Origin of the sequence: Edwardsiella piscicida (assembly GCF_001896205.1) — a bacterium.
GTDB classification, from domain to species: domain Bacteria; phylum Pseudomonadota; class Gammaproteobacteria; order Enterobacterales; family Enterobacteriaceae; genus Edwardsiella; species Edwardsiella piscicida.
In genome coordinates, this window is sequence record NZ_MPNU01000001.1 from 2,520,570 (window position 1) to 2,545,987 (window position 25,418).

At 62.3% G+C, this 25,418-nt stretch carries 25 protein-coding genes; 19 read left to right on the plus strand and 6 right to left on the minus strand.

Annotation, left to right across the window (positions count from 1 at the left end; genetic code table 11):
- The first annotated feature begins 68 nt into the window (after positions 1-68).
- From hcr to BRD58_RS11590, 8 genes are all read left to right on the plus strand, one after another.
- Positions 69-1,067 carry an NADH oxidoreductase gene (gene hcr, locus BRD58_RS11555; protein ID WP_073383017.1) on the plus strand — a complete coding sequence of 333 codons (999 nt, stop codon included), beginning with the start codon at positions 69-71 and terminating at the stop codon, positions 1,065-1,067.
- A gap of 498 nt (positions 1,068-1,565) precedes the next feature.
- Positions 1,566-2,186 carry a fimbrial protein gene (locus tag BRD58_RS11560; protein WP_015461833.1) on the plus strand — a complete coding sequence of 207 codons (621 nt, stop codon included), beginning with the start codon at positions 1,566-1,568 and terminating at the stop codon, positions 2,184-2,186.
- A gap of 75 nt (positions 2,187-2,261) precedes the next feature.
- Complete coding sequence (locus BRD58_RS11565) at positions 2,262-2,978, plus strand: fimbrial biogenesis chaperone (RefSeq protein WP_073383021.1); 717 nt, start codon at positions 2,262-2,264, stop codon at positions 2,976-2,978.
- A gap of 1 nt (position 2,979) precedes the next feature.
- Positions 2,980-5,490, plus strand: coding sequence for a fimbria/pilus outer membrane usher protein (locus tag BRD58_RS11570; RefSeq protein ID WP_073383025.1), 2,511 nt, complete (start codon positions 2,980-2,982; stop codon positions 5,488-5,490).
- Between the two features lie 3 nt (positions 5,491-5,493).
- Positions 5,494-6,384, plus strand: a complete 891-nt coding sequence (locus tag BRD58_RS11575) for a fimbrial protein (protein ID WP_073383030.1) — start codon at positions 5,494-5,496, stop codon at positions 6,382-6,384.
- Positions 6,385-6,476: 92 nt separating this feature from the next.
- Complete coding sequence (ltaE, locus tag BRD58_RS11580) at positions 6,477-7,529, plus strand: low-specificity L-threonine aldolase (RefSeq protein ID WP_012849051.1); 1,053 nt, start codon at positions 6,477-6,479, stop codon at positions 7,527-7,529.
- 23 nt (positions 7,530-7,552) lie between these two features.
- Entirely contained in the window at positions 7,553-9,043 is a 1,491-nt protein-coding gene (locus tag BRD58_RS11585; RefSeq protein WP_073383035.1) for a DUF2867 domain-containing protein, read from the plus strand.
- Between the two features lie 232 nt (positions 9,044-9,275).
- The gene (locus BRD58_RS11590; RefSeq protein ID WP_012849053.1) at positions 9,276-10,286 is read left to right on the plus strand and encodes an NAD-dependent epimerase/dehydratase family protein; all 1,011 of its coding nucleotides are present in this window, start codon (positions 9,276-9,278) and stop codon (positions 10,284-10,286) included.
- Between the two features lie 5 nt (positions 10,287-10,291).
- Here the strand turns inward: BRD58_RS11590 and BRD58_RS11595 are convergent, their stop codons facing one another.
- Together BRD58_RS11595 and BRD58_RS18240 are read right to left on the minus strand one after the other, a co-directional pair.
- Positions 10,292-11,125, minus strand: coding sequence for an N-acetylmuramoyl-L-alanine amidase (locus tag BRD58_RS11595; protein WP_012849054.1), 834 nt, complete (start codon positions 11,123-11,125; stop codon positions 10,292-10,294).
- An 83-nt stretch (positions 11,126-11,208) separates the two neighbouring features.
- Complete coding sequence (locus tag BRD58_RS18240) at positions 11,209-11,562, minus strand: LuxR C-terminal-related transcriptional regulator (protein ID WP_236721595.1); 354 nt, start codon at positions 11,560-11,562, stop codon at positions 11,209-11,211.
- An 858-nt stretch (positions 11,563-12,420) separates the two neighbouring features.
- On the opposite strand from BRD58_RS18240, the gene BRD58_RS11605 reads away from it, so the two are divergent.
- The 10 genes from BRD58_RS11605 to BRD58_RS11650 all read left to right on the plus strand — a co-directional run bounded on the left by BRD58_RS11605 (position 12,421) and on the right by BRD58_RS11650 (position 21,922).
- A complete protein-coding gene (locus BRD58_RS11605; RefSeq protein WP_015461838.1) occupies positions 12,421-12,942 on the plus strand; it encodes a fimbrial protein in 522 nt (173 codons plus the stop codon).
- 50 nt (positions 12,943-12,992) lie between these two features.
- Entirely contained in the window at positions 12,993-13,685 is a 693-nt protein-coding gene (locus BRD58_RS11610) for a fimbria/pilus periplasmic chaperone (protein WP_012849057.1), read from the plus strand.
- Positions 13,686-13,705: 20 nt separating this feature from the next.
- Positions 13,706-16,159 carry a fimbrial biogenesis outer membrane usher protein gene (locus BRD58_RS11615; protein ID WP_073383044.1) on the plus strand — a complete coding sequence of 818 codons (2,454 nt, stop codon included), beginning with the start codon at positions 13,706-13,708 and terminating at the stop codon, positions 16,157-16,159.
- A gap of 18 nt (positions 16,160-16,177) precedes the next feature.
- Positions 16,178-17,209 carry a fimbrial protein gene (locus tag BRD58_RS11620; protein ID WP_015461840.1) on the plus strand — a complete coding sequence of 344 codons (1,032 nt, stop codon included), beginning with the start codon at positions 16,178-16,180 and terminating at the stop codon, positions 17,207-17,209.
- A 201-nt stretch (positions 17,210-17,410) separates the two neighbouring features.
- The gene (gene artP, locus BRD58_RS11625) at positions 17,411-18,139 is read left to right on the plus strand and encodes an arginine ABC transporter ATP-binding protein ArtP (RefSeq protein WP_015461841.1); all 729 of its coding nucleotides are present in this window, start codon (positions 17,411-17,413) and stop codon (positions 18,137-18,139) included.
- A gap of 38 nt (positions 18,140-18,177) precedes the next feature.
- On the plus strand, positions 18,178-18,909 hold the full coding sequence (artJ, locus tag BRD58_RS11630; RefSeq protein ID WP_015461842.1) for an arginine ABC transporter substrate-binding protein: 732 nt from the start codon (positions 18,178-18,180) through the stop codon (positions 18,907-18,909).
- Between the two features lie 93 nt (positions 18,910-19,002).
- The gene (gene artQ, locus BRD58_RS11635; protein ID WP_012849062.1) at positions 19,003-19,719 is read left to right on the plus strand and encodes an arginine ABC transporter permease ArtQ; all 717 of its coding nucleotides are present in this window, start codon (positions 19,003-19,005) and stop codon (positions 19,717-19,719) included.
- Complete coding sequence (gene artM, locus BRD58_RS11640) at positions 19,719-20,387, plus strand: arginine ABC transporter permease ArtM (protein WP_073383049.1); 669 nt, start codon at positions 19,719-19,721, stop codon at positions 20,385-20,387. The genes artQ and artM overlap by 1 nt, the downstream gene beginning before the upstream one ends.
- A gap of 233 nt (positions 20,388-20,620) precedes the next feature.
- The gene (locus BRD58_RS11645; RefSeq protein WP_015461843.1) at positions 20,621-21,355 is read left to right on the plus strand and encodes an arginine ABC transporter substrate-binding protein; all 735 of its coding nucleotides are present in this window, start codon (positions 20,621-20,623) and stop codon (positions 21,353-21,355) included.
- Between the two features lie 78 nt (positions 21,356-21,433).
- Complete coding sequence (locus BRD58_RS11650; RefSeq protein ID WP_012849065.1) at positions 21,434-21,922, plus strand: methylated-DNA--[protein]-cysteine S-methyltransferase; 489 nt, start codon at positions 21,434-21,436, stop codon at positions 21,920-21,922.
- 30 nt (positions 21,923-21,952) lie between these two features.
- On the opposite strand, the gene rlmC is transcribed toward BRD58_RS11650, so the two are convergent.
- The 3 genes from rlmC to BRD58_RS11665 all read right to left on the minus strand — a co-directional run bounded on the left by rlmC (position 21,953) and on the right by BRD58_RS11665 (position 24,227).
- The gene (gene rlmC / locus BRD58_RS11655; RefSeq protein ID WP_012849066.1) at positions 21,953-23,086 is read right to left on the minus strand and encodes a 23S rRNA (uracil(747)-C(5))-methyltransferase RlmC; all 1,134 of its coding nucleotides are present in this window, start codon (positions 23,084-23,086) and stop codon (positions 21,953-21,955) included.
- A 53-nt stretch (positions 23,087-23,139) separates the two neighbouring features.
- Positions 23,140-23,619, minus strand: a complete 480-nt coding sequence (locus tag BRD58_RS11660; protein ID WP_015461845.1) for a YbjO family protein — start codon at positions 23,617-23,619, stop codon at positions 23,140-23,142.
- A 110-nt stretch (positions 23,620-23,729) separates the two neighbouring features.
- Positions 23,730-24,227 (minus strand): type III secretion system chaperone family protein, encoded by a 498-nt coding sequence (locus BRD58_RS11665; RefSeq protein ID WP_012849068.1) that lies wholly within the window; start codon positions 24,225-24,227, stop codon positions 23,730-23,732.
- 156 nt (positions 24,228-24,383) lie between these two features.
- Between BRD58_RS11665 and BRD58_RS11670 the strand changes: the two genes are divergently transcribed.
- Positions 24,384-24,578, plus strand: coding sequence for a DUF4250 domain-containing protein (locus tag BRD58_RS11670; RefSeq protein WP_015461846.1), 195 nt, complete (start codon positions 24,384-24,386; stop codon positions 24,576-24,578).
- Between the two features lie 17 nt (positions 24,579-24,595).
- On the opposite strand, the gene nfsA is transcribed toward BRD58_RS11670, so the two are convergent.
- On the minus strand, positions 24,596-25,318 hold the full coding sequence (nfsA, locus tag BRD58_RS11675) for an oxygen-insensitive NADPH nitroreductase (protein ID WP_012849070.1): 723 nt from the start codon (positions 25,316-25,318) through the stop codon (positions 24,596-24,598).
- Positions 25,319-25,418 lie beyond the last annotated feature (100 nt).

Consider the following 25,418-nt stretch of genomic DNA (forward strand, 5'->3'; position numbering starts at 1 on the left):
TCCGGCGACCTTAAGCGCCCCCCGCCGCCTGGCGCGGGGCGAGATCCTGACAGCGAGACCTCATCACCATGACCATGCCAACCCCCCATTGCCCCCACCGGATGCAGGTTCACTCCCTGCGCCAGGAAACCCCCGATGTCTGGACGCTAAACCTGATCTGTCCCGACTTTTATCCCTACCGTCCCGGTCAGTATGCGCTGGTCAGCATCGACGGCAGCGACGAGACCCTGCGTGCCTACACGCTCTCCTCGACCCCGGGACTCAGCCCCTTTATTACCCTGACGGTACGCCGCCTGGACAACGGCGTCGGCTCCGGCTGGCTGACCCGCCAAGTACACCCGGGCGACGAGCTGTGGCTTTCTCCGGCGCAGGGCAGCTTCACCTGTCCGCAGGCGGATGCCACCCGCTACCTGATGCTGGCGGCCGGCTGCGGCGTCACCCCGATCATCGCCATGACCCGCTGGCTGCTGGCGCATAGCCCGAGCACGGAGGTCGCGGTGATCTATGCGGTTCGCACCCCGCGCGACCTGATCTTCGCCGACGAATGGCACCAGTTGGCCGAGACTCACCCGCAGCTGCAGCTGATCCTGCTGGCCGAGGCGGAGGCAACGGGCGCGATCCTGCCGGGACGCCTCAGCCGCGAGCTGCTACAGAGCCAGATCCACGCCTTGGCGGAGCGCACGGTGATGATCTGCGGCCCGGCCCCCTATATGCGGCAGGCGCAGACGCTGGTCGAGGCGCTGGGCGTCAGCCCGCAGCGGGTGCATCAGGAGATCTTTCGCCCACAGCAGGGGGACGGCAGCGGCGGCGATCTGCGCATTACCTCCTGCAGCCGCCCCGGCGAATACCGCGCCGCCGTCGGCGTTACCCTGCTGCACGCCATGGAGCAAAATCAGCTGCCGGTGCAGGCCGCCTGCCGCGCCGGCGTCTGCGGCTGCTGTAAAACCCGTATCCTGCACGGTAACTATCAGGTCAGCAGCACCATGACCCTCACCCCGCAGGAGATAGCCCAAGGCTACGTGCTGGCCTGCAGCTGTCAGCTCAACGGCGACGTCACGCTGGCCTGATCCCGACCGACGACGCCCTTCCCCTCCCGGCGGCCGCGCGCCGCCGTCATCCCCTGCGGCCTCGCATTTTCAGAAAAATAGTTATTTATATTTAATATGCGACTTCGATATTAACTCCTCTATTTAATATATCTGAGCCGCGAACGCCCCACGCCACCCGCCGTGATAACGCCGCGCCTCAGAAAGCGAGCCCACGCGGTGAGCGCGCCGCACACGCGCTTGGCGGCACCTGCGCCCCGCTGACGCGCGGCGCAGGTGAAAAGTCTCTCCGGTAGAAAGTTTTATTTTTCCCCGATGCGTTAGGATTTAATTGGCGAACTTTAATTTTATATTTCGCGGCACGCCGAGATTACTCTCGGAGATCGTTTATAACGCACTGTCACATATTAATATGAAATGGAATTTAAAATAACCACACTGATAAATATATTTCCACATTCTATCTTTATAGTCCGGTGGAATAAATTTATAACAATACCGATCATCAAGGAGAAAACTATGCGTCATTCTATACTGGCGGCGGTGGTGATAGCCCCCCTGCTGCCCGGCGCCGCGCTAGCCGCATCAGGCGATCTGATCAAAAACGGGACGGGGACCATTACGGTCAACGGGGTCATCGCCGAATCGACCTGCGAGGTCAGCGTTTCCAAGACCAGCCTGGACTTCTCCCTCAGCCTTGCGGAGCTTCAGGTGACCTCGCCGCAGAAGCTCACCACCCTTCCCGTTCCGGTGACCTTTCAGGGCTGCGGCAATAATACCGGCCTGATCATGACGCTCAATTCGACCCATGGCGAGATAGGCGGGGGCGGCTACGCCAAATTTAAGAACACCTCGACGAATAATACAAACACAGACTATATATTCCTTTCACTGCAGATCACCGCCAGCGAACTCCAAAATATCGATATTTACGATCCTAAGGGCAGGCTCTATCCCGTCCCCAGCACCTGGGGTATTCATATTAATGGTGATCAATTCTACGTTCACGTTAAAAACAATCAAAGCGCCTCGTTTAACTTCGACTTTAATATCATTGCCCGCGGCACCACGCAGAATGCCACCTACGTCCCCCCGGCGAGCGTCAACGCGGGCATCACCTACGCCTTTAAGTACCTCTAATCCCTCGCTCGCCGGCCGGGGCCTCGGCCCCGGCGTTTTTACCCGGCGCGATCACCCTATCAGGATAGAACAACCATGCTGCTAAAACCCTTTTCAGCCGCGCTGCTGCTCTTCTCCGCCTATTTGGCCGCCGCCGACGAGCGCGGGATCTACCTAGACAAAACCCGAGTGGTGCTGCTTAGCGATAAATCCGCCGCCCCCATCGGGGTGATCAACCGCTCCACCAGCCGCGCCTGGCTTATCCGCGGCTGGGTCGATGCCTACTCGGGCGCCGAGGATGACACCTTTCTGGTCACCCCCACCCTGTTTCGTCTGGGGCCCGACAGCCAGATCCGCCTGCGCGTCAACGCCATCCGCGCCGACCGCCTGCCCCAGGATCGCGAAAGCGTCTTTCGCCTCAACGTGCTCAGCATCCCTGCCCGCGACGCACAGACCCCGGAGGGCGACACGCAGGTGAGCGGCAGCCTGAGCACCGCCCTGAATAACCAGATCAAGCTGTTTTACCGCCCGCTCTCACTCCATCGTCCCGCCGAGATCGACGCGGCCTACCGCCGCCTGCGCTTCGAGAAAAACCCCCAGGGCGTCCGGGTGGTCAACCCCACCCCCTACTACGTCACCCTGGCCGATGTCACGATCAACGACCGCCGCCTGAACGGCGTTCAGGAGACCATGGTCGCCCCCCTCGGCGAGCTTATCCTGCCCTTTATCCCGGCGGCCAGCGCCCAGCGGATCCGCTATTCGGCCATCAACGACTACGGCGGCCGCGCCGATGTGCTGCAGCGGGATCTATAGCATGCGGCGCCCGCTGACGTTCCCGCTCGCCCTGCTGTGCCTCTATGCCCTGTCACCCACCGCCGGCCTAGCGCGCAGCGAGTTCGACGCCGACTTTTTAACCCTGCACCGCGGGGGCGGCGATGTCGATCTCGCCTACTTTAGCCGCGACGGCGCCGCCGCCCCCGGCACCTATGGACTGGCGCTCTACGTCAACGGCGATTACCAGACGCGCGAGCGCGTCGAGCTCATCGTGAACCCGACCGATAACGCCAACCTGCTGCCCCTGCTCGACGCCGCGCATCTGCAGCAGCTGGGCATCGACGCCGAGCGGCTGGCCCAGCTGCCCGCGCCGGCCAACCCAACGCTGGCCGATCCGGCACAGCGTGCGGCGACCCTGCTCAGTCGCCTGCCCGACGCCGACGTGCGCCTGGATTTCAACCGGGAGCGTCTGGAGATCACCCTGCCGCAGAAGTACCTGCTGAAAGAGGGCGACTTCAAGACCCCGCCGCCCCTGTGGGATCACGGCGTGCCCGCTCTGCTGGTCAACTACAGCTATAGCGGTCAGCGTATGGAGTCGGGCGGCGAGGGCACCTATTACAACGCCCTCGCCCTCAGCAGCAGCCTCAACTACGGCGCCTGGCGCCTGCGCAACGAGTCCCTGTGGCTGGGCGGCGGCAACGGCAGCCCACGAGGCTTTCAGTCCAACAATACCTATGTCGAGCGCATCTACACCGCCCTTAACGGCGGCCTGTTCACCGCCGGCCAGACCCATCTGGCCAGCGACTTCGCCGTCAACTTCCCCTTCACCGGGGTGCGTCTGGCCTCCGACGGCGACATGCTCAAAAGCGTCTACCGTCAGTACGCCCCGCTGATCCGCGGCGTCGCCACCGGCCAGTCGCGGGTCACCCTGCGTCAGGCCGGGCAAATCATCTACCAACGCAGCGTGCCCGCCGGCGAGTTCGAGTTCGATGACGTCAGCAACATCAGCAGCGGCGATATCGAGGTGGAGATCGAGGGCGCCGACGGCACGGTGCGTCGCTATACCCAGGCCAGCGCGGCCCTGCCGCTGATGCAGCGCGAGGGGCGCTACAGCTACCGTCTGAGCGCCGGCAAATACCGCGGTCTGGAGAGCGCCACCCGCGTTGAGCCGTGGTTTCTCTACGCCGATCTGGCGCGCGGCGTCGGCAACCAGACCACCCTGTACGGCAATCTGCTCTATGCCAGCCACTACGTCTCGCTGCTGCTGGGCGCCAGCCGCGATTTTGCCGCCCTGGGGGCGCTGGCGCTGGACATCACCCACGCCAGCGCCGAACTCCGCCGCGACGGTGCGGCCGATCCGCGTCACGGTCAGGCCTTCCGGGTGCTCTACACCAACGCCTTCGCCGCCACCGGCACTACGGTTAACCTTACCGGCTACCGCTACAGCACCCGCGACTACTACGACTTCAACGAGGCGGTCGACCGCCTCAACCAACGGGAACACGCCCTGCACCTGCGCACCAACCTGCAGGTCAGCCTCCAGCAGTCCCTGCAGGCGTGGGGGCAGCTGTCGCTGAGCCTCAGCCGCAACCGTTACTGGAACCGCACTACTCCCGGGGTCACCCTGACGTCGGGCTATATTTACACCTTTCCCGCCGCCGCGATCTCCCTGACCTACAACCACACCCGGGCGCGCGACAGCGGGCAGCGCGACGATCTGCTGTTCGCCAACCTCTCGGTGCCCCTCGACCGGCTGTTCGGCCCCTATATCAGCAGCGTGCGCAGCGACGTGCGCGCCCTCAACGGGCGGGTCACCAGCGCGCTGGGGCTGAGCGGCGGTCTACCCGGCGGCGCGCTGAGCTACGGACTGAGCAAGGATCTCCAGCGCGGCGATCAGCTAGACGTGAACACCAGCTACACCGGCCGCTACGCCGAGGCCAACGCCGCCTATGCGCGCGACGGTCGGCGCGACAACCTGACCTATGGCCTGCGCGGCGCCGTCGCCGTGCACCCCTACGGGGTGACCGCCAGCCGCCCGCTCTCCCATACCCAGGGCAATGCGCTGGTCGTCACCGACGGGGCCGGCGGGGTGCCGATCAGCGGCAGCAGCGCAGTGCAGACCGATTACTTTGGCCGCGGGATCGTCACCAACCTGAGCAGCTACGGCCCCAACGCCCTGGATATCGACGTGGCGCGCCTGGCGGACGACGTCGAGGCCGACGAGGGCACCCACCGCCGGGTGATCCCCACCCGCGGCGCCCTGGTGGTCAGTCGATTTCACGTCAATCGGGGTCAGCGGGTGCTGTTTACGCTGCAGCGCCGGGGCAAGGCGCTGCCCCTGGGCAGCAGCGTGACCCTGACGCCGGGCGCGGGGCCAGTGCGCCGCAGCTTTGTCGGCGAGGCGGGGCAGATCTACTTCAGTGGTCTGCCCGCGCGCGGCGAGCTGACGGTGCAGGCCACTCTCGACGGCGCCCGCGTCAGCTGCGACGCCCGCTACGCGCTGCCCGCGGCGGCGCAGACGATCCACCTGGTGACGCTGGAGTGTGAATAAACCATGGCCAACCGACGCTATCCCGCCGCCCTGCTGCTGTTACTCCCCGCGCTGACGGCGGCCCAGACCGATACCCGGGTCGACTTTGGCCACCTGTCCAACGGCGGCGCCGTGGCGGTGGGCGAGACGCTGGCGCGCCAGCGGCTGCGGCTGACCCTGCCCTGCACCGGCCCCTGTGACCCGGACGGCATCAGCCTGCTGCCGCGCGGCGAGGTGCTGAGCCAAGACGCGCCGCGGCGACGCTACCGCCTGGGCAGCCCGATCGCGGGGCTGGCGATCGATATTGCGCTGGAGACGGCGCCGCTGGGCGCCGACGCCCTGCAGCTGGAGGCGGAGATCGCCCTGATCAAGCGCGGCGGCCGCACCGAGGGGGGCGAGATCTCGCTGCACTCGCCGCTGGTCAGCCTGATGGAAACGCGCGATGGCCGGCGACAGAAGGCCGGGGATATCTACGTCAGCGGGACGCTGGAGCTGGCCGCCTGCGAAGTGGTGAGTAACGCGCTCACCTTTCATCTGCCGTCGCTGCCATACGTCGCGCTGAGGAGCAGTCCGCTGGCACGCCCCGTCGAGGAGGGCAAAAGCCAGCGCACGCTGCTGCTGCGCTGCGACGGCGGGGTCAGCACCGAGCTGACGATGACCTTCAGCGCCCTCAATGCCGCGACGCCGCCGTGGCTGCTGCCGGCGCAGGAGGATGCGGCGGTGGGATTTATGGTCAAGGAGGGGCTCAGCGACAGCTGGGTGCAGTGGAACAGCGAGCGCTACAGCCTGGCGCTGACGGTGCCGGAGAGCGGTACGCTGGAGGTGCCGTTTACCGCGTACTACGTCCGGCTGGGCGAGCGCCCGCACAGCGGCAGCGTCAGCGCCAAGGGGCAGTACACGGTGGTCTATCGGTAAACGCGTCTGCACCCGCTTTTTCTTTGGCAGCCCGACGGCGGCATGGTACAACTGGGGCTTTCCCATGGATTTTGCCGACCAAGGAGTGCCCCATGTTAGATCTGCGCAGCGATACCGTTACCCGCCCGAGCGAGGCCATGCGTCTGGCCATGTCACGCGCCGAGGTCGGCGATGATGTCTACGGCGACGATCCCAGCATCAACCGCCTGGAGCAGGAGGCCGCAGCGCTGAGCGGCAAAGCGGCGGCGCTGTTTCTCCCCAGCGGAACCCAGGCCAACCTGGTGGCACTGCTGAGCCACTGTCAGCGCGGCGAGGAGTATATCGTCGGCCAAAAGGCGCATAACTACCTGTATGAGGCCGGCGGCGCGGCGGTGCTCGGCAGTATCCAGCCCCAGCCCATCGACGCCTTGCCCGACGGCACCCTGCCGCTGGCGCGGGTTGCCGACGTGATCAAGCCGGACGACATTCACTTTGCCCGCAGCCGCCTGCTCAGCCTGGAGAATACCCATAACGGCAAGGTGCTACCGCTCGACTATCTGGCACAGGCCTGGGCGTTTAGCCGCGAAAAGGGGCTGAGCCTGCATATCGACGGCGCCCGTATCATGAACGCCGCGGTGGCCCTTGAGGTGCCGCTGACGACCCTGACCCAATACTGCGATACCCTCACCCTCTGCCTCTCCAAGGGGCTGGGGGCGCCGGTCGGCTCGCTGCTGTGCGCCGACGCCGACTTTATTCAGCGCGCGCGCCGCTGGCGTAAAATGACCGGTGGCGCCATGCGTCAGGCCGGTATTCTGGCCGAGGCAGGGCGTTACGCGCTGCGTCATAACGTCGAGCGTCTGCGCGACGATCACGCTAACGCCGCCTGGCTGGCCGACGCGCTCTCCTCCCTGGGAGTCCGGGTGCTGGCGCCGGGTGCCCAGACAAATATGCTATTTTTACAGTTGGAGGCCGATGAGGCCGCCGCGCTGGGCCCCTGGATGCGCCAGCGCGGGATCCTGATCAGCGCGGGCACAACCACGCGGCTGGTGACCCATCTGGACGTCACCCGCGCCGACCTGCAGCGACTGGTCGAACTGTGGCAAACCTTCCGCCAGACCTACCGTCCGGCGAACGGTGCGCCGCACGCCCACGCCACCTACGGCTAACCTCTCAGCGCGGAGATCTCACCATGGGCGAACAGCGTATTCTGGTCTTGGGTGCCAGCGGCTATATCGGGCAGCATCTGATTCCACAGCTATGCGCCCGTGGACACCGGGTGCGCGCCGCCGCCCGCCGCATTGGCTGGCTACAGGCGCGCGGTTGGCCCGGCGTCAGCTGCCAGTATATCGATCTGTACCAGCCGCAGACGCTGCCGGCGGCGCTGGACGATATCGACGTGGTCTACTATCTGGTGCATGCCATGGGCGACGGTGACGACTTCGTCCGCGCCGAGCTGCAGGCCGCGCAAAACATTAGCCGGGCGCTGAGCGTTTCCCGGGTACGTCAGGTTATCTTTCTGGGCGCGCTGCAGCCGCGGGAGGCGCAGCCCTCGTCGCGTCACCTTGCCGCCCGACGCGAAACCGGGGAGATTCTGCGCACCAGCGGCGTCCCCGTTACCGAGGTCCGCGCCGGGATCATCATCGGCCCTGGCTCCGCGGCTTTTGAGGTGATGCGCGACATGGTCTATAACCTGGCCATTCTGACGCCGCCGCTCTGGGTGCGCTCCAAAAGTTCGCCCATCGCGCTGGAGAATCTGCTGACCTATCTCAGCGCGCTGGCGGAGCTGCCTGACGACGAGAACCGGACGTTCGACGTCACCGGGCCGGAGTACATGAGCTATCAGACCATGTTTGAACGCTTTATCCGCGTCAGCGGCAAGCGGCGCTGGATGATCCCCCTGCCGATCCCGACCCGCCTGATCTCGGTCTACTTCCTACACCTGATCACCTCGGTTCCTACCAGCACCGCCCGCGCGCTGATCGAAGGGCTGAAGCACGATCTGCCCGCCGACGATGCGGCCATCGCCCGCCTGATCCCACAGACGCTGATCGGCTTTGATCGCGCGCTGAGCGAGACCCTTGCCCGTGAGCGCGAGGTGGTCGACTCCGCCGACTGGGGCTACGATCCGCAGGCCCGCGCCCGCTGGCGACCGGGCTACGGCTTCTACCCGAAGCAGGCAGGGTGCCAAATCGACACCACCGCCTCGCGCCGCGCGCTGTGGCAGGTGATACAGCAGATCGGCGGCGACAACGGCTACTTCTTTGCCAATCTGCTGTGGCAGATCCGCGCCCGTCTTGACGATCTCACCGGTAACCGGGTCGTCTATAGCCGCCCGGCGCGCCCAACCTTGCAGATAGGCGATCTTATCGACGGTTGGAAAGTGATCGCTCTGCAGCCCGAGCATCAGCTGACCCTGCTGTTTGGAATGAAGGCGCCGGGGCTGGGGCGCCTTAGCTTTACCCTGGGCGAACACAACGGTCTGCGCACGCTGGACGTGCGCGCCTGGTGGCATCCCGCCGGTTTTTCCGGCCTGCTGTATTGGTTTACCATGATGCCGGCTCACCTGTTTATCTTTCGCGGCATGGCGCAGCGCATCGCCGAACTGGCCGAGGCCTGGGACGAGGCGCATCCGCCGCAGGCCGGGAGCGCATCCGGCAAACCGCCGTCCCCGGCGTCCTAACCCCCGGCGCGCCGGGGTAAATCCGACGGCGCCGGGCTGTTCACCGCAGGGGCAACCAGCGCCGATATTACAATTCTGCTAAGTAATCCGATTGCATGTCGCGCCGATTCACGGAAAAATGGCACCCTTATTGCGCAGCCGGAGCGATCGGCGCTCCCGCAGCAGTCAGATGGCCACGTACAACCGGCCGCAACGAACGGCCCGATGGGTGGCCCACGGTGGATAGGCAAGTATGAAAGTTTTGGTGACCGGTGCAACCAGCGGTCTCGGGCGTAATGCCGTTGAATATTTACGTCAGCGGGGGATCAGCGTCCGCGCAGCGGGGGATAATCTGGCCATGGGGCAGGTGCTGCAAAAAATGGGGGCGGATTTTATCCACGCCGATCTGGGTAATCTGGTTTCGGCGCAGGCGAAAGCGATGCTGAACGACGTTGATACTCTGTGGCACTGCTCTGGATTTACCTCGCCATGGGGATCCCAGGCGCTGTTTGAAACCGCCAACGTACGGGCCACCCGCCGCCTGGGCGAATGGGCCGCCGCCTATGGCGTGGGTCAGTTTATCCATATCTCCTCCCCCGCCGTCTACTTTGACTATCGCCACCACCACGACATTAAAGAAGAGTTTACGCCGACGCGCTACGCCAACTACTATGCGCGCAGCAAGGCCGCGGGCGAGGAGGTGATCCGTACGCTGGCCCTGGCCAACCCGCAGACCCACTTTACCATTCTACGTCCGCAGGGGCTGTTTGGTCCCCACGATAAGGTGCTGCTGCCCCGTCTGATGGGCACGATGAAAAAGCATGGCTACCTACTGCTGCCGCACGGCGGCTCCACCCTGCTGGATATGACCTACGAAGAGAACGCGGTGCACGCCATGTGGCTGGCCAGTCAGCGCCCGGACACCGCCTCGGGACGGGTATATAACATCACCAACCACCAGCCGCAGACGCTGCGCCTGATGCTGCAGCAGCTGATCGATGAACTGGGGATCGCCTGCCGTCTGCGCACGATCCCCTATCCGCTGCTGGATATCATCGCCCGCGGAATGGAAAAGCTGAGCACGCGCAGCGCCAAAGAGCCGGCGCTGACCCACTACGGCGCGGCCAAGCTGAACTTTGATATGACGCTGGACACCGCCCGGGCGCAGAGTGAGCTCGGCTATCAGCCTATCGTGACGCTGGAGGACGGGATCGTGCGCACCGCCCGCTGGCTGCGTGACCATGGCCGCCTGCAGCACCGCTGAGCAGCTTAATCGACGGCGCCGTACTGCGCGATCAGTGCATCGACGATAGCGGTGGTTTCGGCGTCCGGCTCTCCGCGGAAATCCGTCGGGCGGAAGTGCATCTGAAACGCCGCAATGACCCGCCGGGAGGCCGCGTCATTAATTCCGCTGGGCTCAATCTGATATCCCCACTGCGCCAGCCGCCGCTGTAGATAAGCGACGTCCGGCGGACGCTGCCGATAGCGCTGCAGAGAGTCCCTGACCCGCGCCGCCTCCGGCCAGGCGCCGATACCCTGCTGCGCCAGCATCTGCCAGGGGAACAGCGGTCCGGGATCCACCTTGCGCTGCGGCGCAATATCCATATGCCCGACCACATTCTGCGGCGCAATGGCGTAACGCCGGACAATATCCTGCGCTAGCGCGCGAACGGCGGTGATCTGCTGCGGAGTGAAGGGATACCAGACAATTCCGTGCGACGTACGCCGGTAGCCTGGGTTTTCAATTTCAATGCCGATCGAATTATCGTTGAGATGGGTCTGCCCGCGCCAATAGCTGACCCCGGCATGCCAGGCGCTGCGCGACTCTGGCACCAGCTGCCACACCACCGGCCGGCCGCCCCGCTGCGGCGGCGCGGCGGGGACCAGATAGTGCGCGCTGACCCGTTTCCCCGTCAGCACCCGCAGGGACGACGGAAAATCCTCCGCGGTATAGTGCAGCACCAGATAGCGTATCCGGGGCTCGGCGCGCAGCGCGCGCTGGCTATCATCCACCCAATAGCCGCCGCGATCGCGCAGCGTAGGTGACTGCTGGCAGCCGACCAGCAGTAAGAGTGCCAATAGGGTGGCCGTTTTTCCCCTCATCGCGTCGCCTCTCCGGGTTATCTTCTCCAGCGCAGATATTACCCGCCGTGGTTGACGACGTCAGCTTCGCTGTCCATATTCCGCTATCCGCACAGGTGCGTATCGGCCCATTTCACCGCCTGGATCCGGTTCTTCACCGCTATTTTCTTAAATATATTATAGATATGTGTTCTGACCGTATTTTCGCTGATATACAAAATACGCGAGATATCCAGATTGCTGGCCCCCTGCTGCATCGCCTTTAGCACCTCCAGCTCGCGCAGGGTTAATCGCGTCAGGCGCGGCACGGGGATCGCCTCGCCCGGCTCGTCCTCCTGCGCGGCCACCAGCAGGGTGCGCAGCCGACGGATCAGCGCCTGCTGATGCGTCTTGGCCGGAAAGGCGGCGATGATATTCCCATGCTGATGCCACGCCAGCCCCTCATCATGCGTATTCACGTTGATCAAAATAATTCGCCGACCAACGCGCTGGTTAAATATAGCCTCAAGCCAAGACGAACGCTGCGCCGGATCACCGTCGAGCAGCATTGCATCAAATATAATCAAGGCACAGTCGTCCAATAAATAAGTTGAATTCCTGGGCGCGTCACACAGATAAATGGGTACGCTAAGATAATTATTAAGCACATCGACTAAAAGCATCGACTGTAGCGTGGGTTGGGTAATTAATGACAGCCCGTTTTTTTCCTTAAATACGTCATGGCTTATCGCCATCATGAAATCCTCTTCATGGAAACGCAGACACTAATTTTTAACGATAAGGCGAAGCGCTGACTAATAACTAATTGAGATATCACCCCACGATATAATCAGAGAAAAGTAATAAACGATGCCTCGACGTCCATAGACGCCCCACGCAGCCGGCATAAACCGCCGACTATTACTGGTATTACAATAGATTACCTATGTATACCGCGACGATAGCCGCAGGCGCAAAGGTATGAACTGAATAGGCTGCCTAAGCATATTCGGTAATTATTCAGCTGTCAAAACATCCTATCTGAATGATGGTGCAATAAAAGCTATTGACTCCACTAGGGAGCTAATCAGTGTCATGCTTATTATTTTTTCTTTAAATTAGATAGCAACAGCAGCAAATTAAAATACTCTTTTTTGCCGAGATAAATACGAACTTCGTATTAGTTACAAACTAAAAGAGTCAGACAAGAATAAAGTGCTAGAAAAAAGCAATAGCCTGTCAATCGTGATTTTATTTTTTAAAGGTGAGATTTTTCCGTTCTGTGATGCATCCCATCACGCGGCGGAATGATGTCCATCCAAAAACAAGGAGTTGTCATGAATAACGGTATTATTTCCATAGCGATGTTAAGCGGCCTTTTTATTTCATCAGCAGTATTTGCCGCCTCCAGCCCCTCGGGTCAGCTGCGGATTCAGGGCGAAATCGTGGGCGCCTCCTGCACGATGCAAAACTCAGATCAGCTGCTCCAGCTGCCGCTGGTCGGCGCCGATCAGTTTATTGACGTCAATCCGGGTGAGATTTATACCGGCGCCTCCGCGCAGGCCGATATCAACATCGTCTGCAGCGGCTATGAGGGGGATACCCTGACGCTCAGCTTCGCCAATAGCAACATGACAGACAAAGGCGTGATCACCCCGACCAACGGCGCCGAAACCGGCGTCGGCTTTCAGCTGAAGGTCAATGATACGCTGATCAATGGCTATAACACCCAACACACGCTAACCGGTACGGACGGCAGCTATGTCCTGCCCATCACCGCCTACTACCACAAAGTCGGCGACATTGTGAACAAAGGCCCGGTGAGCTCCGCCGTCACCTACACCATCACCCACGATTAACCTTAACCTCCGGGACTCCGCAGGGAGTCCCTATTCCCTTTGGTGACCCTATGAAGAAAGCTCTGCTCGCCCTGCTGTGCGCCATCGCCGCCTGGCCAGCCTGCGCCACCATCGTGATTTACGGCACGCGGATTGTCTACCCGGCCCAGCGCCAGGAGATCACCGTTCAGCTGGCCAACCGCGGTGATAAAAGCGCCCTGATCCAATCCTGGATCGATGAGGGAGACCCCAACGTCCCCCCCGAAGAAGTTAAGGCCCCCTTCCTGCTGACGCCGCCAATCGCCACCGTCACGGCCGGTAACGGCCAGCAGCTGCGGATTCGGGCCCTGCCCAACGCCCTGCCGCAGGATCGGGAGTCGCTGTTTTACCTCAACGTGATCGATATTCCGCCGGATAACCCGGCGCGCAGCGGCAACCTGCTCAAGCTGGCGATGCAAAACCGCATCAAGCTGTTCTACCGTCCCCAGGGGATCACCGCGCTTGACGAAAAAGCCATCGCTCAGCTCTCCGCCCGCCGCGATGCGCAGGGGGTGACGCTGGATAACCGTTCGCCTAACCACATCACGATTACCGCGCTCGGCGCCGGTGAACGGGCGCCGCTGCTAAAGACAACCCTGATGCTGGCCCCCTTTTCCCAACGGCACATCGCCAGCGCCGGCCTGCCGGGCGGGGTCTCCACGCTGACCCTCTCTTATCTGAATGACTATGGCGTAAAGCGTCAGCAGGCCATTCCCCTTAACTAACTTGCACGAGTGAGGCACGGATGCTCAGGTTAAACGCCATTACCCTCTCCCTGGCCCTACTGTTTCCCGCGGCCTACGCCGTGGCCAGCGCGACAGATACCTTCGATACCCACTTTCTTAAGGGCACGGCGAAAGACCGCCAGCTGAGTCAGATGACGCTGGACCCCAATGCGCCCTACCCCGGCGACTATCCGTTGGACATCATGGTCAACGGCGAATGGCGCGGCGTGTATACACTGACCGTCAGCCAACGGCCCGACAACACCTGTCTGAGCGAGTCGCAGCTGCGCGGGCTGGGTATTAAGCTCCCCGCGTCGCCGAGGGATACGCGCTGTATTCCGCTGCGCCAGGCGCTGCACGGCGGCAGCTACCGCTTTAACACCGGCCTCCTGCAGCTGGATCTGACCGTGCCACAGGCCTTCGTGATCGGCAGAGAAAAGGGCTATATCGCCCCAGAAAGCTGGGATCGCGGCATCAACGCCTTCTTCACCAGCTATAACGCCAGCTACTACTATAGCGACTACCGCGGCAGCGGCCACAGCAGCAATACCTATCTCAACCTTAACAGCGGTCTGAACCTGTTCGGTTGGCAGCTGCGCGCCGCCACCAGCTATAATCAGCGCGATACCCAGCGCGGTGACTGGAGCAGCAACAGCGCCTATCTGCAGCGCAGCTTTGCCCCGATCAACGGGGTGCTGCGCGTCGGCGACATGTACAGCGCCTCCGATCTGTTTACCGGCGTGCGCTTTCACGGCGTCCGTCTGTATAGCGATCTGCGCATGCTGCCCAGCTCCAAGCAGAACTTCACCCCGCTGGTGCGCGGCGTAGCCCAGAGCAACGCGCTGGTCACCGTCGAGCAAAACGATATCATCGTCTATCGCAAAGAGGTGCCGGCGGGGCCGTTCTCTATCGAAGATCTGCAGCTGGTCGGCGGCGGCGGCGATCTCAACGTCAGCGTGCAGGAGGCGGACGGACGCATCAATCGCTTTATTGTTCCCTACTCCTCCCTGCCTAACATGCTGCAGCCGGGGGTTGGCAAGTACGATCTGGCGGTGGGGAAAACCTACCTCAATGACATCAACGATCAGCGCGGCTTTTTTCAGGGCAGCTACCAACACGGTCTCAACAGCCTGCTGACCCTCTACGGCGGCGCCCAGGCCAGCCAGGATTACTATGCGCTACTGCTGGGCAACGGCCTTAACACGGCCATCGGCGCCTTCTCGCTGGATATCACCCACTCCGCCAGCCGCCTGACGGATCGCGGCGAACAGCGCGGGCAAAGTTACCAGATAGCCTACAACAAATACCTGACCGCCACGGCGACCCAGTTTTCGCTGGCCGCCTACCGCTACTCGTCACGCCACTACCGCACCCTGAGCGATCATCTCTATCTTAATGACAACCGCGGCAGCCCGACCCGCGACTGGGACTATTACCGCTACGATCCGGGCCGTAAGAATAACTATGCCATCAACCTGAGCCAGACGCTGCCGCAGGGCTGGGGCTCCGTGTTCTTCTCCGGCACCTGGCGCGACTACTGGGGCGACGGCGCCCGTCGCCAGGATTATCAGGTGAGCTACAGCAACAGCTGGCAGCAGCTCAGCTATACCCTGGCCGCCAGCCAGACCTACGATCAGGGGCTGAACAGCGACCGCCGTTTCTATCTCTACTTCACCCTGCCGCTGAGCGTTGGCGAACCGCGACGCACCCTGTATCTCTCGAACGCCACCACCTTCGATCGCGATGGCTACCAGTCCAACAACGCCTCTCTGAGCGGCTACGCCGGCGAGTGGCAGCAGTTTAACTACAGCGTCAGCCTCAATAACCAACGTCAGGATCGCCTCACCGCGCTGGGCACCAACCTCAGCTATCGGGCCCGCTCGGCGACCCTGAGCGCCAGCTACAGCCAGTCGCAGGATTACCGTCAGACCAGCGCCGGCATCAGCGGCGGCGTGCTGGCCTATCGCGGCGGCGTGCTGTTCAGCAACGCCCTGACGGACACCATGGCGATCGTCGATGCCCCGGGGCTGCGCGACGCCAGCGTCAATGGCTATGGCTACCACGCGACCAACGGCGCCGGCCAGGCGCTCTACGCCGCCCTGACCCCCTACCGCGAAAACAGCCTGCGTCTGACGCCGTCGCCGCAGGACGATACGGTGGAGCTACAGGGGAACATGCAGAAGCGGGTGCCCTATGAAGGCGCCGTCGTGCTGGCGCGCTTCGAGACCGATACGCGCCAACGCTTCTACTTTAAGGCGCGCCGTGCCGACGGTGCGCCGCTCGGCTTCGGCTATCCGGTCAACGGCCTCGACGGGGAGGCCCTGGGGCTGGTCGGTCAGGGCGGCATGATCTCCCTGCGCAGCGACACGCTGCCGGCGCAGGTGACGGTACCGCTGGATCCGCAGGCGGGCACCCGCTGCACCCTTACCCTCTCAGCCGCCACGCTGAGCAGTCAAACCCACCTTTGCCGCTGAGTCTGATGAGGTTACATCATGAAATATCGCCGTTATCTTTTTACCGCCCTGCTGCTACTCAGCGGCCCGGCGCTCTCCTGGTGCAAGCTAGCGAGTCCGGGCTCGGAGAGCCAGCTGGGGCAGGTACGGATGAGTAATCAGGATATGTCTTCCAGCGGGCAGCAGGTGTCTGTCCCGCTGCCGCTGTTCAGCAAGCAAACCGTATGTGACGACTACAGTGAGGAGCAAAACGAAGTGCATCTCGGCACGCCCTACGAACGGGGCGTCGTGGTCAAGTTCTATGACAACGTCTTTATCGAGATCCGCGTCCAGACGCCGCCCAAGGCAACCATCAAGCTACCAAAGGGCAGCTATACGGCGGCGCAGTTTCTCGATCAGATCACCGTCACCGCCAGGCAGGTCGCCCCCGCCCAGACCGATCGGGTCGCCCCAAAAGGGCAGTATCTGCTGGAGTCCGCGATGGTGATCAGCGCCGGCAGCGGTTCATCCGGCTCTCTGCTGGAGTTTCTCCGGCGTCTCCTCGCGTTTCTCTTCACCGGGAAATGGCCCGCATCGGAAAACGATCTGTACCTAGTGAATCTGAATCTGACGCTGGACTACCGCGCGACCACCTGCCAGTTTACGGACACCCTGCTCACGCTGCCGCCCGTCTCCATCAGCGACCTGACGCAGAGCGGCGCGATCGCCAGCGCGATCGCCGACCACACCCTGGTCGCCCAATGCGACCAACTGAGCGGGGCGCAGACCAACCGCACCCTGCAGGTGACCCTGAGCAGCGACACGCTGCTGCCGGAGAATCCCCGCGTCGTGCGGCCGCACTCGGGGCCGGGCGGCGTCGGGTTTATTCTGTACGACGAACAGCAGCAGCCCATCACGCTGAGCGGCTCAGCGGCTCAGCCCAGCGTCATCCGGCTGATCCCCCAGTGGACGACGCTGCCTGAGCAGGGATTCAGCATCCCCATCCGCGCCGGTTACTACCTCTACGACCGTCGCCAGGTGCAGCCCGGTCAGCTAGAGGCCAACGTCACCATCAACATCGACTACGACTAATACGACGGTCGGGCGGCCCCTGGCCGCCCGCGCCGCCTTAGCACACCCTTTCGCCCCGCGCCAGCCGACGAACCCTAACCCGATATCGTTCTCTTTCTGAGCGGTTAGGGTGCATATTCTTAAATTTTAACCCACCAATATTGCATAGTTATTCTGATGAAGTTACTCTTTGCCTTATCAATGGCTATTCAGATTAAGCGCATGAGTATTCAAATCGACGGCATTAACTGCTACTACGGCGCACACCAGGCGCTGTTTGATATTACCCTGGCGTGCCCGGCCGGCGAGACGCTGGTTCTGCTTGGGCCGAGCGGCGCGGGAAAAAGCTCCCTGCTGCGGGTGTTAAACCTGCTGGAGATGCCGCGCTCCGGCGCCCTGAGCATCGCCGGCCACCAGTTTGACTTTCGCCAGCCGCCGGGGGAGAACGCTATCCGCGATCTGCGCCGCAACGTCGGCATGGTGTTCCAGCAGTACAACCTGTGGCCACACCTGACGGTGATGCAAAATCTGATCGAGGCCCCCTGCCGGGTGCTGGGACTGTCGAAAGAGGCGGCGCGGGCGCGGGCCGAAAAACTGCTGCAGCGCCTGCGTCTGAGCGAGTTCGTGGCGCGCTACCCACTGCACCTCTCCGGTGGTCAACAGCAGCGCGTCGCCATTGCCCGCGCGCTGATGATGGAGCCGCAGGTACTGCTGTTCGACGAGCCGACCGCCGCGCTGGATCCGGAGATCACCGCGCAGATCGTCAGCATTATTCACGAGCTGGCCGAAACCGGGATCACCCAGGTGATCGTGACCCACGAAGTGGAGGTCGCGCGCAAAACCGCCAGCCGCGTTGTCTATATGGAGCAGGGTCGCATTATTGAACAGGGCGATGCCAGCCACTTTAGTGATCCGCAGACCAGTGCGTTTGCCGGATATCTGTCCCACTGATGGCCCGCGAGGCCAAGCGTAACCCGTTGGAGTCTGCGATGAAAAAAATCATAATTGCTGCGATGTTAGCCGGTATCAGCGTCTCTGCCACCGCGGCGCAAACCATCCGTTTTGCCGCCGAAGCCTCGTATCCACCGTTCGAATTTATGGATGCGCAGAATAAAATGCAGGGCTTTGACGTCGATCTGGCCAACGCCATCTGCCAGCAGATGAAGGCCACCTGTACCTTCAGCAACCAGTCCTTCGACAGCCTGATCCCCAGTCTGAAGTTCAAGCGCGTCGATGCGGTGATCTCCGGCATGGACATCACGCCGGAGCGGCAGAAGCAGGTCGACTTCTCCCAGCCCTACTATGACAACTCCGCGCTGTTCATCGCCGAAAAAGGCAAGGTGGCCGACGTGGCCGCGCTGAAAGGCAAGCGCGTCGGGATCCAGAACGGCACCACCCATCAAAAATACCTGATGGACAAACACCCCGAGCTGACGCCGGTACCCTATGACAGCTACCAGAACGCCATCCTCGACCTGAAGAATGGCCGTATCGATGCGGTGTTCGGCGACACGGCGGTGGTCAATGAGTGGATGAAGCAAAACCCCAATCTGGCGCCGGTCGGAACGAAGGTCACCGATGCCGACTACTTCGGCACCGGCCTGGGGATCGCCGTTCGCAAGGGCAACGGCCCGCTGCTGGAGCAGTTCAACGCGGCGCTGAACCAGCTCAAGCAGGATGGCCAGTACCAGGCTATCTATAACAAGTGGTTTCAGAAGTAACCACCGGAAGCGCCAGTAGTGCCTATCTCCGTAGGCGTTATGGTTAGGATCATCCAGGCGGCGCGGGCCGCCTGATGGGATAGGCGTCATGCAATGATTGAATTGACCCCCTTATTACATGCCGCCGGCATCACTGTCGGTCTGGCCCTCTGCTCCCTGCTGCTCGGCCTGGTGCTCGCCATGCTGTTCGCCGTATGGGAATCTGTCCGCTGTCGTCCGCTGGCGCTGCTGGGCACCGCCTGGGTTACCCTGCTGCGCGGACTGCCGGAGATCTTGGTGGTGCTGTTTATCTACTTCGGCTCGTCTCAGATGCTGCTGTGGATCTCCGACGGCATCGACCTGAATCTGGGCTTTACCACGCTGCGGCTGCAGCTGAATATCGAGAACTTCGAAGTCAGCCCGTTCCTGTGCGGCGTGCTGGCGCTGGCGCTGCTCTACGCCGCCTATGGTTCTCAGACCCTGCGCGGTGCGCTGAAGGCCGTACCGCAGGGGCAGCGCGAGGCCGGAATGGCGCTGGGGCTGAGTAAAACCCATATTTTCTTCCGCCTGGTGATGCCGCAGATGTGGCGTCACGCCCTGCCGGGGCTGGGCAACCAGTGGCTGGTGCTGCTCAAGGATACCGCGCTGGTTTCACTGATCAGCGTTAACGATCTGATGCTGCAGACCAAGAGCATCGCCACCCGTACCCAGGAGCCCTTTACCTGGTACTGCGTCGCGGCGGCGATCTACCTGGTGATCACCCTGTTCAGCCAATACATTCTCAAGCGTATTGAGCTGCGTACCACCCGCTTTGAACGGAGTGCCGCATAATGTTGAGCTATATTCCGGATCTGCTGCAGGGGCTGCATACCAGCCTATCTCTCACCGTGGTCTCCCTGCTGGTCGCCCTGGCGCTGGCGCTGTGCTTTACCGTGATCCTGACCCTGCGACCGCTGATCCTGACGCCGCTGGTGCAGGGCTACATCACCCTGTTTACCGGTACGCCGCTGCTGGTGCAGATTTTCCTGATCTACTACGGCCCCGGGCAGTTTACCTGGATCCGCGACACCCCCTGGCTGTGGAGCGCCCTATCGCAGCCCTGGCTGTGCGCCATGCTGGCGCTGGCGCTCAACAGCGCCGCCTACAGCACCCAGCTGTTTTACGGCGCGATGCGCGCCATCCCCAACGGCCAGTGGCAATCCTGCGCGGCGCTGGGCATGTCTAAGGCTCAAACCCTGCGGATCCTGCTGCCCTATGCCTTTAAGCGCGCGCTATCCTCTTACTCCAACGAGGTGGTGCTGATCTTTAAAAGCACGTCGCTGGCCTACACCATCACCCTGATGGAGGTGATGGGCTATGCCCAGCAGCTGTATGGACGCACCTACGACGTGATGGTCTTCGGCGCCGCCGGCCTGGTCTATCTGTGCGTCAACGGTCTATTGACGCTGATGATGCGCATGATTGAGCGCAGAGCGCTGGCGTTTGAGCAGCGCAGCTAAACTGTTCAACACATTGAAAGGTCGGTTATTACCGACCTTTTTTTACATCCAACAAAAAACACAGAAAAATATATTTATCCATATCTATTGCATAATAATTCACTCAATGGCACATTCAACTCCAGCCCCTCGCCTACGCCGTCGCGCCGATCGTTCCCGGCGCGAGCCCCAGGCAGAGGGGAATCGACAGACGCCCTCTATTCCTCGGGATTAGCCTTGTACAGGAGTTAAGCATGAAGAAATTACTGGCCTGCGCCATCGTTGCCGCCCTCAGTTTCAGCGCCCAGGCGGCAGAGAATATCCGCTTCGCCTCATCGGCCACCTACCCGCCGTTCGAATCTCTGGATGCCAGCAACAACATCGTCGGCTTCGATATCGATCTGGCCAAGGCGCTGTGCCAGGAAATGAAGGCGAACTGCACCTTCAACAACCAGGCCTTTGACAGCCTGATCACGGCGCTGAAGTTCAAGCGCTACGATGCCGTCATCTCCGGCATGGACATCACCCCGGAGCGGCAGAAGCAGGTGGCGTTCACCCAGCCTTACTACGCCAACTCGGCGATCATCATCGCGCAGAAGGACAAATATCACACGATAGCCGATATGAAGGGGCTGCGGGTTGGCATGGAGAACGGGACGACCCACCAGAAGTACCTGCAGGATAAGCATCCGGAGATCAAGCCGGTGGCCTATGATAGCTACCAGAATGCGATTCTGGATCTGAAAAACGGGCGTATTGACGGCGTCTTCGGCGATACCGCGGTGGTCAATGAGTGGCTAAAAAACAATCCGCAGCTGGCGGCGGTCGGCGAGCATGTCACCGATCCGCAGTACTTCGGCATCGGGCTGGGTATCGCGGTGCGTCCGGACAACCAGGCGCTGCTAGATCAGCTGAATCAGGCGCTGGCCGCCATCAAGGCGAATGGCACCTATCAGAAGATCAGCGACACATGGTTCCCGGCCTCCTGAACGCATCCGATTGGCGCTCCGGGCGCGATTTGTTAGCATGTCGACTTCGCCCGTCGGCGCCACGCTTCAGGATACGCTATGGACTACGACCACTATGACTCCCCCCTCGGCCCGCTGCTGATGGCCGCCGATGGCGACGGTCTAAGCCAGCTATGGCTACCCAATGAGGTGATCGCGCGGGTGATCCCCGTCGACTGGCGCCGATGCGGCGCGCATCCCCTGCTGCGGCGCACCCGCGCCCTGCTCGATGCCTACTTCGCCAAAGAGCGTCCCTGCTGGCAAGATCTGCCGCTGACACCGCAGGGCACCGTTTTTCAGCGACAGGTATGGCAGCAGCTGTGCGAGGTTCCCTATGGCCAGTGCAGCCACTATGGCGAACTCGCCCAGCGGCTGGACAATCCGCGCGCCGTGCGGGCGGTCGGCGGCGCCGTCGGGCGTAATCCGATCGCCATTCTGATCCCCTGTCATCGCATTCTTGGCAAGGGCGGCAATCTGACCGGCTACAGCGGTGGACTGGCCATCAAGCGGGCCCTGCTGGAGCTGGAGGGGATCCCCTACCGTCCCTGACGCCGGCCCGCTGCCGATGCGACGGCGGGACTACGCAGACGCGCGCACCAGCAGCGTCAGGACCTCATAGTGCGCGGTATGGGGAAACATGTCGAACAGGCGAACCTTTTCGAGCCGGTAGTCGGCCAGACGCTCAATATCCTGCACCATGCTCTGGGCATTGCAGCTGGAGTACAGAATATAGGGCGGCGCCATGCGGCTCAGATAGTCGCACAGCGCCGCGCCGATGCCGCGCCGCGGCGGGTTCACCAGCACCAGCTGCGGCGCCGCGCTGCGCGCGTCGGCAAAGGCGCTGGAGTCCAGCGCGGCGAAGTTGACCTGCGTGAGCCCCAGCTGGGCCGCAGAACGGCGGGCGCAGGCGATGGCCTCGGCGCTGATCTCAATACCGGTCAGCGTCATCTCCGGGGTCGCACAGTGCAGACCAAACCCCCCGACGCCGCAAAACAGATCCCACATCTCCGTCACCCCCAGCGCCTGCACCCAGTCGCGCGCCTGTGCGTACAGCGCCTGAGCCACCGCGGGATTAGTCTGAAAGAAGCTCTGCGGGCGGATATAGAGCGGTACGCCGTTAAACGACTCGCTCAGCGCCTGCTGCGACGTCAGAAAAATCTCCCGTTCGCCCTCCAGAATGGCCATGTGCACCGGCTGGATATTGACGCTGATCACCGTCAGCGCCGGCAGCTGCGCCTGTAGCCACGGCAGCGCCTGACGCAGCTGCGCCAGCTTGGTCTCCGAGCGCAGCACAAAGCGCAGCATCATCTCGCCGCTGAAGCGGCTTTCGGTAAGCAGTAGGTACTTAAGCTCCCCGCGCCGACGCGCTACGCTATAGGGCGTCAGGCCGGCGCGGGGAATAAAGGCTTTCAGCGCGGCGAAGACGGCGGCAAAGCTGTCCGGATACAGCGGGCAGTCGCACAGATCCACCCCGCTGCCGTCGCGCTGCAGCATGCCCAGCAGAGGACGCTCGACGCTGCCGCTGACCACCATTTTCGCCTTGTTGCGCATCGCCTGCTCGGCGCTGGGCTGGGGGGGCAGCCACTGCGCAACGGGATGCCCGCTCAGCAGCGCGGCCAAGTGTCGCTGTTTATCCTCCAGCTGACGGGAATAGGGAATAGAGAGCCACTGGCAGGAATGACAGCGGCCCGCCTGATACTGGGCACAGTGCATCACAACTCACTTGATGGAAATAAAAATGGAAACGGTCGGGGCGGAGGATTGTATCACAGCCGTCGCCGGAAGTAGCGACGGCTTGCCAAGGGGATAAACAGCAGCGCTAGGATCAGCAGATCGGGCAGCTTTTGCCCCAGCAGCGCGCGCACGATCTGGCCGCTGTTGTCGCCGTCCACGCTGAAAAGCTCGGGGTGAAAACCGCCGAGGGAGGAGCACAGCATATAGCCGGTCACCAGCAGCTGGCAGCCGAGATAGATCCCGCGGCCGCGGGCGCTACCGCGCATCACCGCTGCGCCGCAGCCCAGTTCGGTCAGCCACAGCCCCAGTCCGGCCAGCAGCAGTGCGCCGCTCTCCCAGGTCTGCCAGGCGCCGCTGACAAAATCGGCGAACCCCGTGGCCCCCAGCGTCACCAACAGCAGCACGGCGCCCGCCAGGCGAATGCCGATAATCGCCATCCCGGCGACCAGAACCGGTACCGGAGCAAAACCACTTCCATCGCTGCGCGGCAGCGCGTGAATCCTCTGCAGCATATCATCCAGCCCTGAGAAATACCGGGCTTTCTACTATAGGGACTCCACACGGATGACACAAGTCAACCATGCCGATTCGGATGCGATGTCAATATGTTAGGCAATGAATGTCAGTGGATAACCGGCCCGCTGGCGCCGCTCTCGGCGCTAAACTCACCCTCTTCGCCCTCTTCGCCTTCTCCCAGGAACAGCATGCCGTTGGCCCGCGCCTCCATCATCACCATCGAGATCTGCTCTTCGCCCTGCTGCATAAAGGCGGCAAACTGCTCTTGGGATACACCGACGCTGGCATTCAGCGACATACAGGCAATAAACTTGGGTAAGTTGTCATCCTGGATATCGACAAAGGCCTTGACGCCCAGCGTACTGGCATTAATCTGGCTAAGGTCGCCAACCAGCGCGATCAGCGCCGTAGGACGCGCCTCCGCCAGCGCGGTGAACAGGATGGTGTTATCGATCAGGTCGACCTTCGCGTCGAATACCCCGTCAAAATTCTGCATGTGCGGTAAATGCAGCGCCTGGCAGGAGTCACACTCAAAGAACGTGATGCCCAGTTGATCCAGCCAGTGCCGCAGCACATCCAGATCGGGGACGATTAGTGGATCCATAGCGCTCTACCTTACAAAGATAAATCAGGTAATAATAAACAGTCAGAAAGGGGGCATAGCTTACGGAACTTTATTCACTTTAGCCATGCCCGGGGGCAATAAATTGCCCCGAGGTCGCGGCAAAAAGCCCGGCCGGCCAATCATCAGGAGACTGCCATGCCGTTATCCCGCTACGCCACGATGGAACCACTGATGCTGCTGAGTATCATTAATATGAAGCTACGCGACGAGTGCGACTCGCTGCAGGCGCTGTGCGCCCGCTATGCGATTCCACAGCCCCTGCTGGAGTCACGCCTGGGCGCCGTCGGCTTTCGCTACTACCGCGACAGCAACCAGTTCAGCGCCCGCTGATCGCCGCGCTCCGGCGCTCAGTGGGTGATCCACCCCTGACGCTGCAGGTAGGCCAGCATAAAGGGACGCCGCTCCTTCTCCAGGGTGCGGCTCATCTGCTCGCTCCAGCTCTCCTGGCGGACGTTATCGCTGCGCTGGGCATAGTAGGCGGCGACGTGGGCGTCGTACTGCGCCAGCGCGGCGCGATCCAGCGGCTGGTAGCCATTCTCATGCACCAGAATGCTCAGCGGCAGGCGCGGCTTTTGCTGCGGATGCTGCGCCGGATGCCCCAAACACAGCCCCACCAGCGGCAGGACATGCCGCGGGCAGCCCAGCAGCGTCGTCACCTGCTCAATACTGTTGCGTATCCCGCCAATAAATACCCCCCCGAGCCCCAGCGACTCGGCGGCCGTCAGCGCATTTTGCGCCATCAGCGCCGTGTCGACGCAGCCCAGCAGCAGCTGTTCAGCCGACCCCAGCTCCGCCTGCGGAAAGATCTGATGGTGACGCTGGAAGTCTGCGCAGAACACCCAGAACTCGGCGGCGTCCAGCACATACTGCTGTCCACCGGCCAGCTCGACCAGCTGTTCACGCAGCGCGCGATCGGTGACGCGGATAATTGACGTACACTGCAGAAAGCTGGACGACGACGTGGCGCGCGCCGCCTCAAGGATTGCCAGCCGCTGCGCTTCGCCGATCGCCTCGGCGCTAAACTGGCGGATAGAACGGTGATCGCGCAGCAAATCGATAGTCGACATCATAACGAAACAGTGCTCCCCGGTAAGTCGCTTGAAACGGAAGGCCGCGCCGATGGCGGACGCGCGGCGTAACGAGGTCAGTCTACCCCTTTACGCTCACCGG

Coding starts and splice junctions, on each gene's coding strand:
- BRD58_RS11565 (WP_073383021.1), top strand. CDS start 2,262: ATGCTGCTAAAACCCTTTTCAGCCGCGCTGCTGCTCTTCTCCGCCTAT.
- BRD58_RS11620 (WP_015461840.1), top strand. CDS start 16,178: ATGAAATATCGCCGTTATCTTTTTACCGCCCTGCTGCTACTCAGCGGC.
- BRD58_RS11590 (WP_012849053.1), top strand. CDS start 9,276: ATGAAAGTTTTGGTGACCGGTGCAACCAGCGGTCTCGGGCGTAATGCC.
- nfsA (WP_012849070.1), bottom strand. CDS start 25,318: ATGATGTCGACTATCGATTTGCTGCGCGATCACCGTTCTATCCGCCAG.
- ltaE (WP_012849051.1), top strand. CDS start 6,477: ATGTTAGATCTGCGCAGCGATACCGTTACCCGCCCGAGCGAGGCCATG.
- BRD58_RS11660 (WP_015461845.1), bottom strand. CDS start 23,619: ATGCTGCAGAGGATTCACGCGCTGCCGCGCAGCGATGGAAGTGGTTTT.
- BRD58_RS11650 (WP_012849065.1), top strand. CDS start 21,434: ATGGACTACGACCACTATGACTCCCCCCTCGGCCCGCTGCTGATGGCC.
- BRD58_RS11575 (WP_073383030.1), top strand. CDS start 5,494: ATGGCCAACCGACGCTATCCCGCCGCCCTGCTGCTGTTACTCCCCGCG.
- BRD58_RS11570 (WP_073383025.1), top strand. CDS start 2,980: ATGCGGCGCCCGCTGACGTTCCCGCTCGCCCTGCTGTGCCTCTATGCC.
- BRD58_RS11615 (WP_073383044.1), top strand. CDS start 13,706: ATGCTCAGGTTAAACGCCATTACCCTCTCCCTGGCCCTACTGTTTCCC.
- BRD58_RS11670 (WP_015461846.1), top strand. CDS start 24,384: ATGCCGTTATCCCGCTACGCCACGATGGAACCACTGATGCTGCTGAGT.
- BRD58_RS11595 (WP_012849054.1), bottom strand. CDS start 11,125: ATGAGGGGAAAAACGGCCACCCTATTGGCACTCTTACTGCTGGTCGGC.
- hcr (WP_073383017.1), top strand. CDS start 69: ATGACCATGCCAACCCCCCATTGCCCCCACCGGATGCAGGTTCACTCC.
- artQ (WP_012849062.1), top strand. CDS start 19,003: ATGATTGAATTGACCCCCTTATTACATGCCGCCGGCATCACTGTCGGT.
- rlmC (WP_012849066.1), bottom strand. CDS start 23,086: ATGCACTGTGCCCAGTATCAGGCGGGCCGCTGTCATTCCTGCCAGTGG.
- artP (WP_015461841.1), top strand. CDS start 17,411: ATGAGTATTCAAATCGACGGCATTAACTGCTACTACGGCGCACACCAG.
- BRD58_RS11605 (WP_015461838.1), top strand. CDS start 12,421: ATGAATAACGGTATTATTTCCATAGCGATGTTAAGCGGCCTTTTTATT.
- artM (WP_073383049.1), top strand. CDS start 19,719: ATGTTGAGCTATATTCCGGATCTGCTGCAGGGGCTGCATACCAGCCTA.
- BRD58_RS11665 (WP_012849068.1), bottom strand. CDS start 24,227: ATGGATCCACTAATCGTCCCCGATCTGGATGTGCTGCGGCACTGGCTG.
- BRD58_RS11610 (WP_012849057.1), top strand. CDS start 12,993: ATGAAGAAAGCTCTGCTCGCCCTGCTGTGCGCCATCGCCGCCTGGCCA.
- BRD58_RS11560 (WP_015461833.1), top strand. CDS start 1,566: ATGCGTCATTCTATACTGGCGGCGGTGGTGATAGCCCCCCTGCTGCCC.
- BRD58_RS11585 (WP_073383035.1), top strand. CDS start 7,553: ATGGGCGAACAGCGTATTCTGGTCTTGGGTGCCAGCGGCTATATCGGG.
- artJ (WP_015461842.1), top strand. CDS start 18,178: ATGAAAAAAATCATAATTGCTGCGATGTTAGCCGGTATCAGCGTCTCT.
- BRD58_RS11645 (WP_015461843.1), top strand. CDS start 20,621: ATGAAGAAATTACTGGCCTGCGCCATCGTTGCCGCCCTCAGTTTCAGC.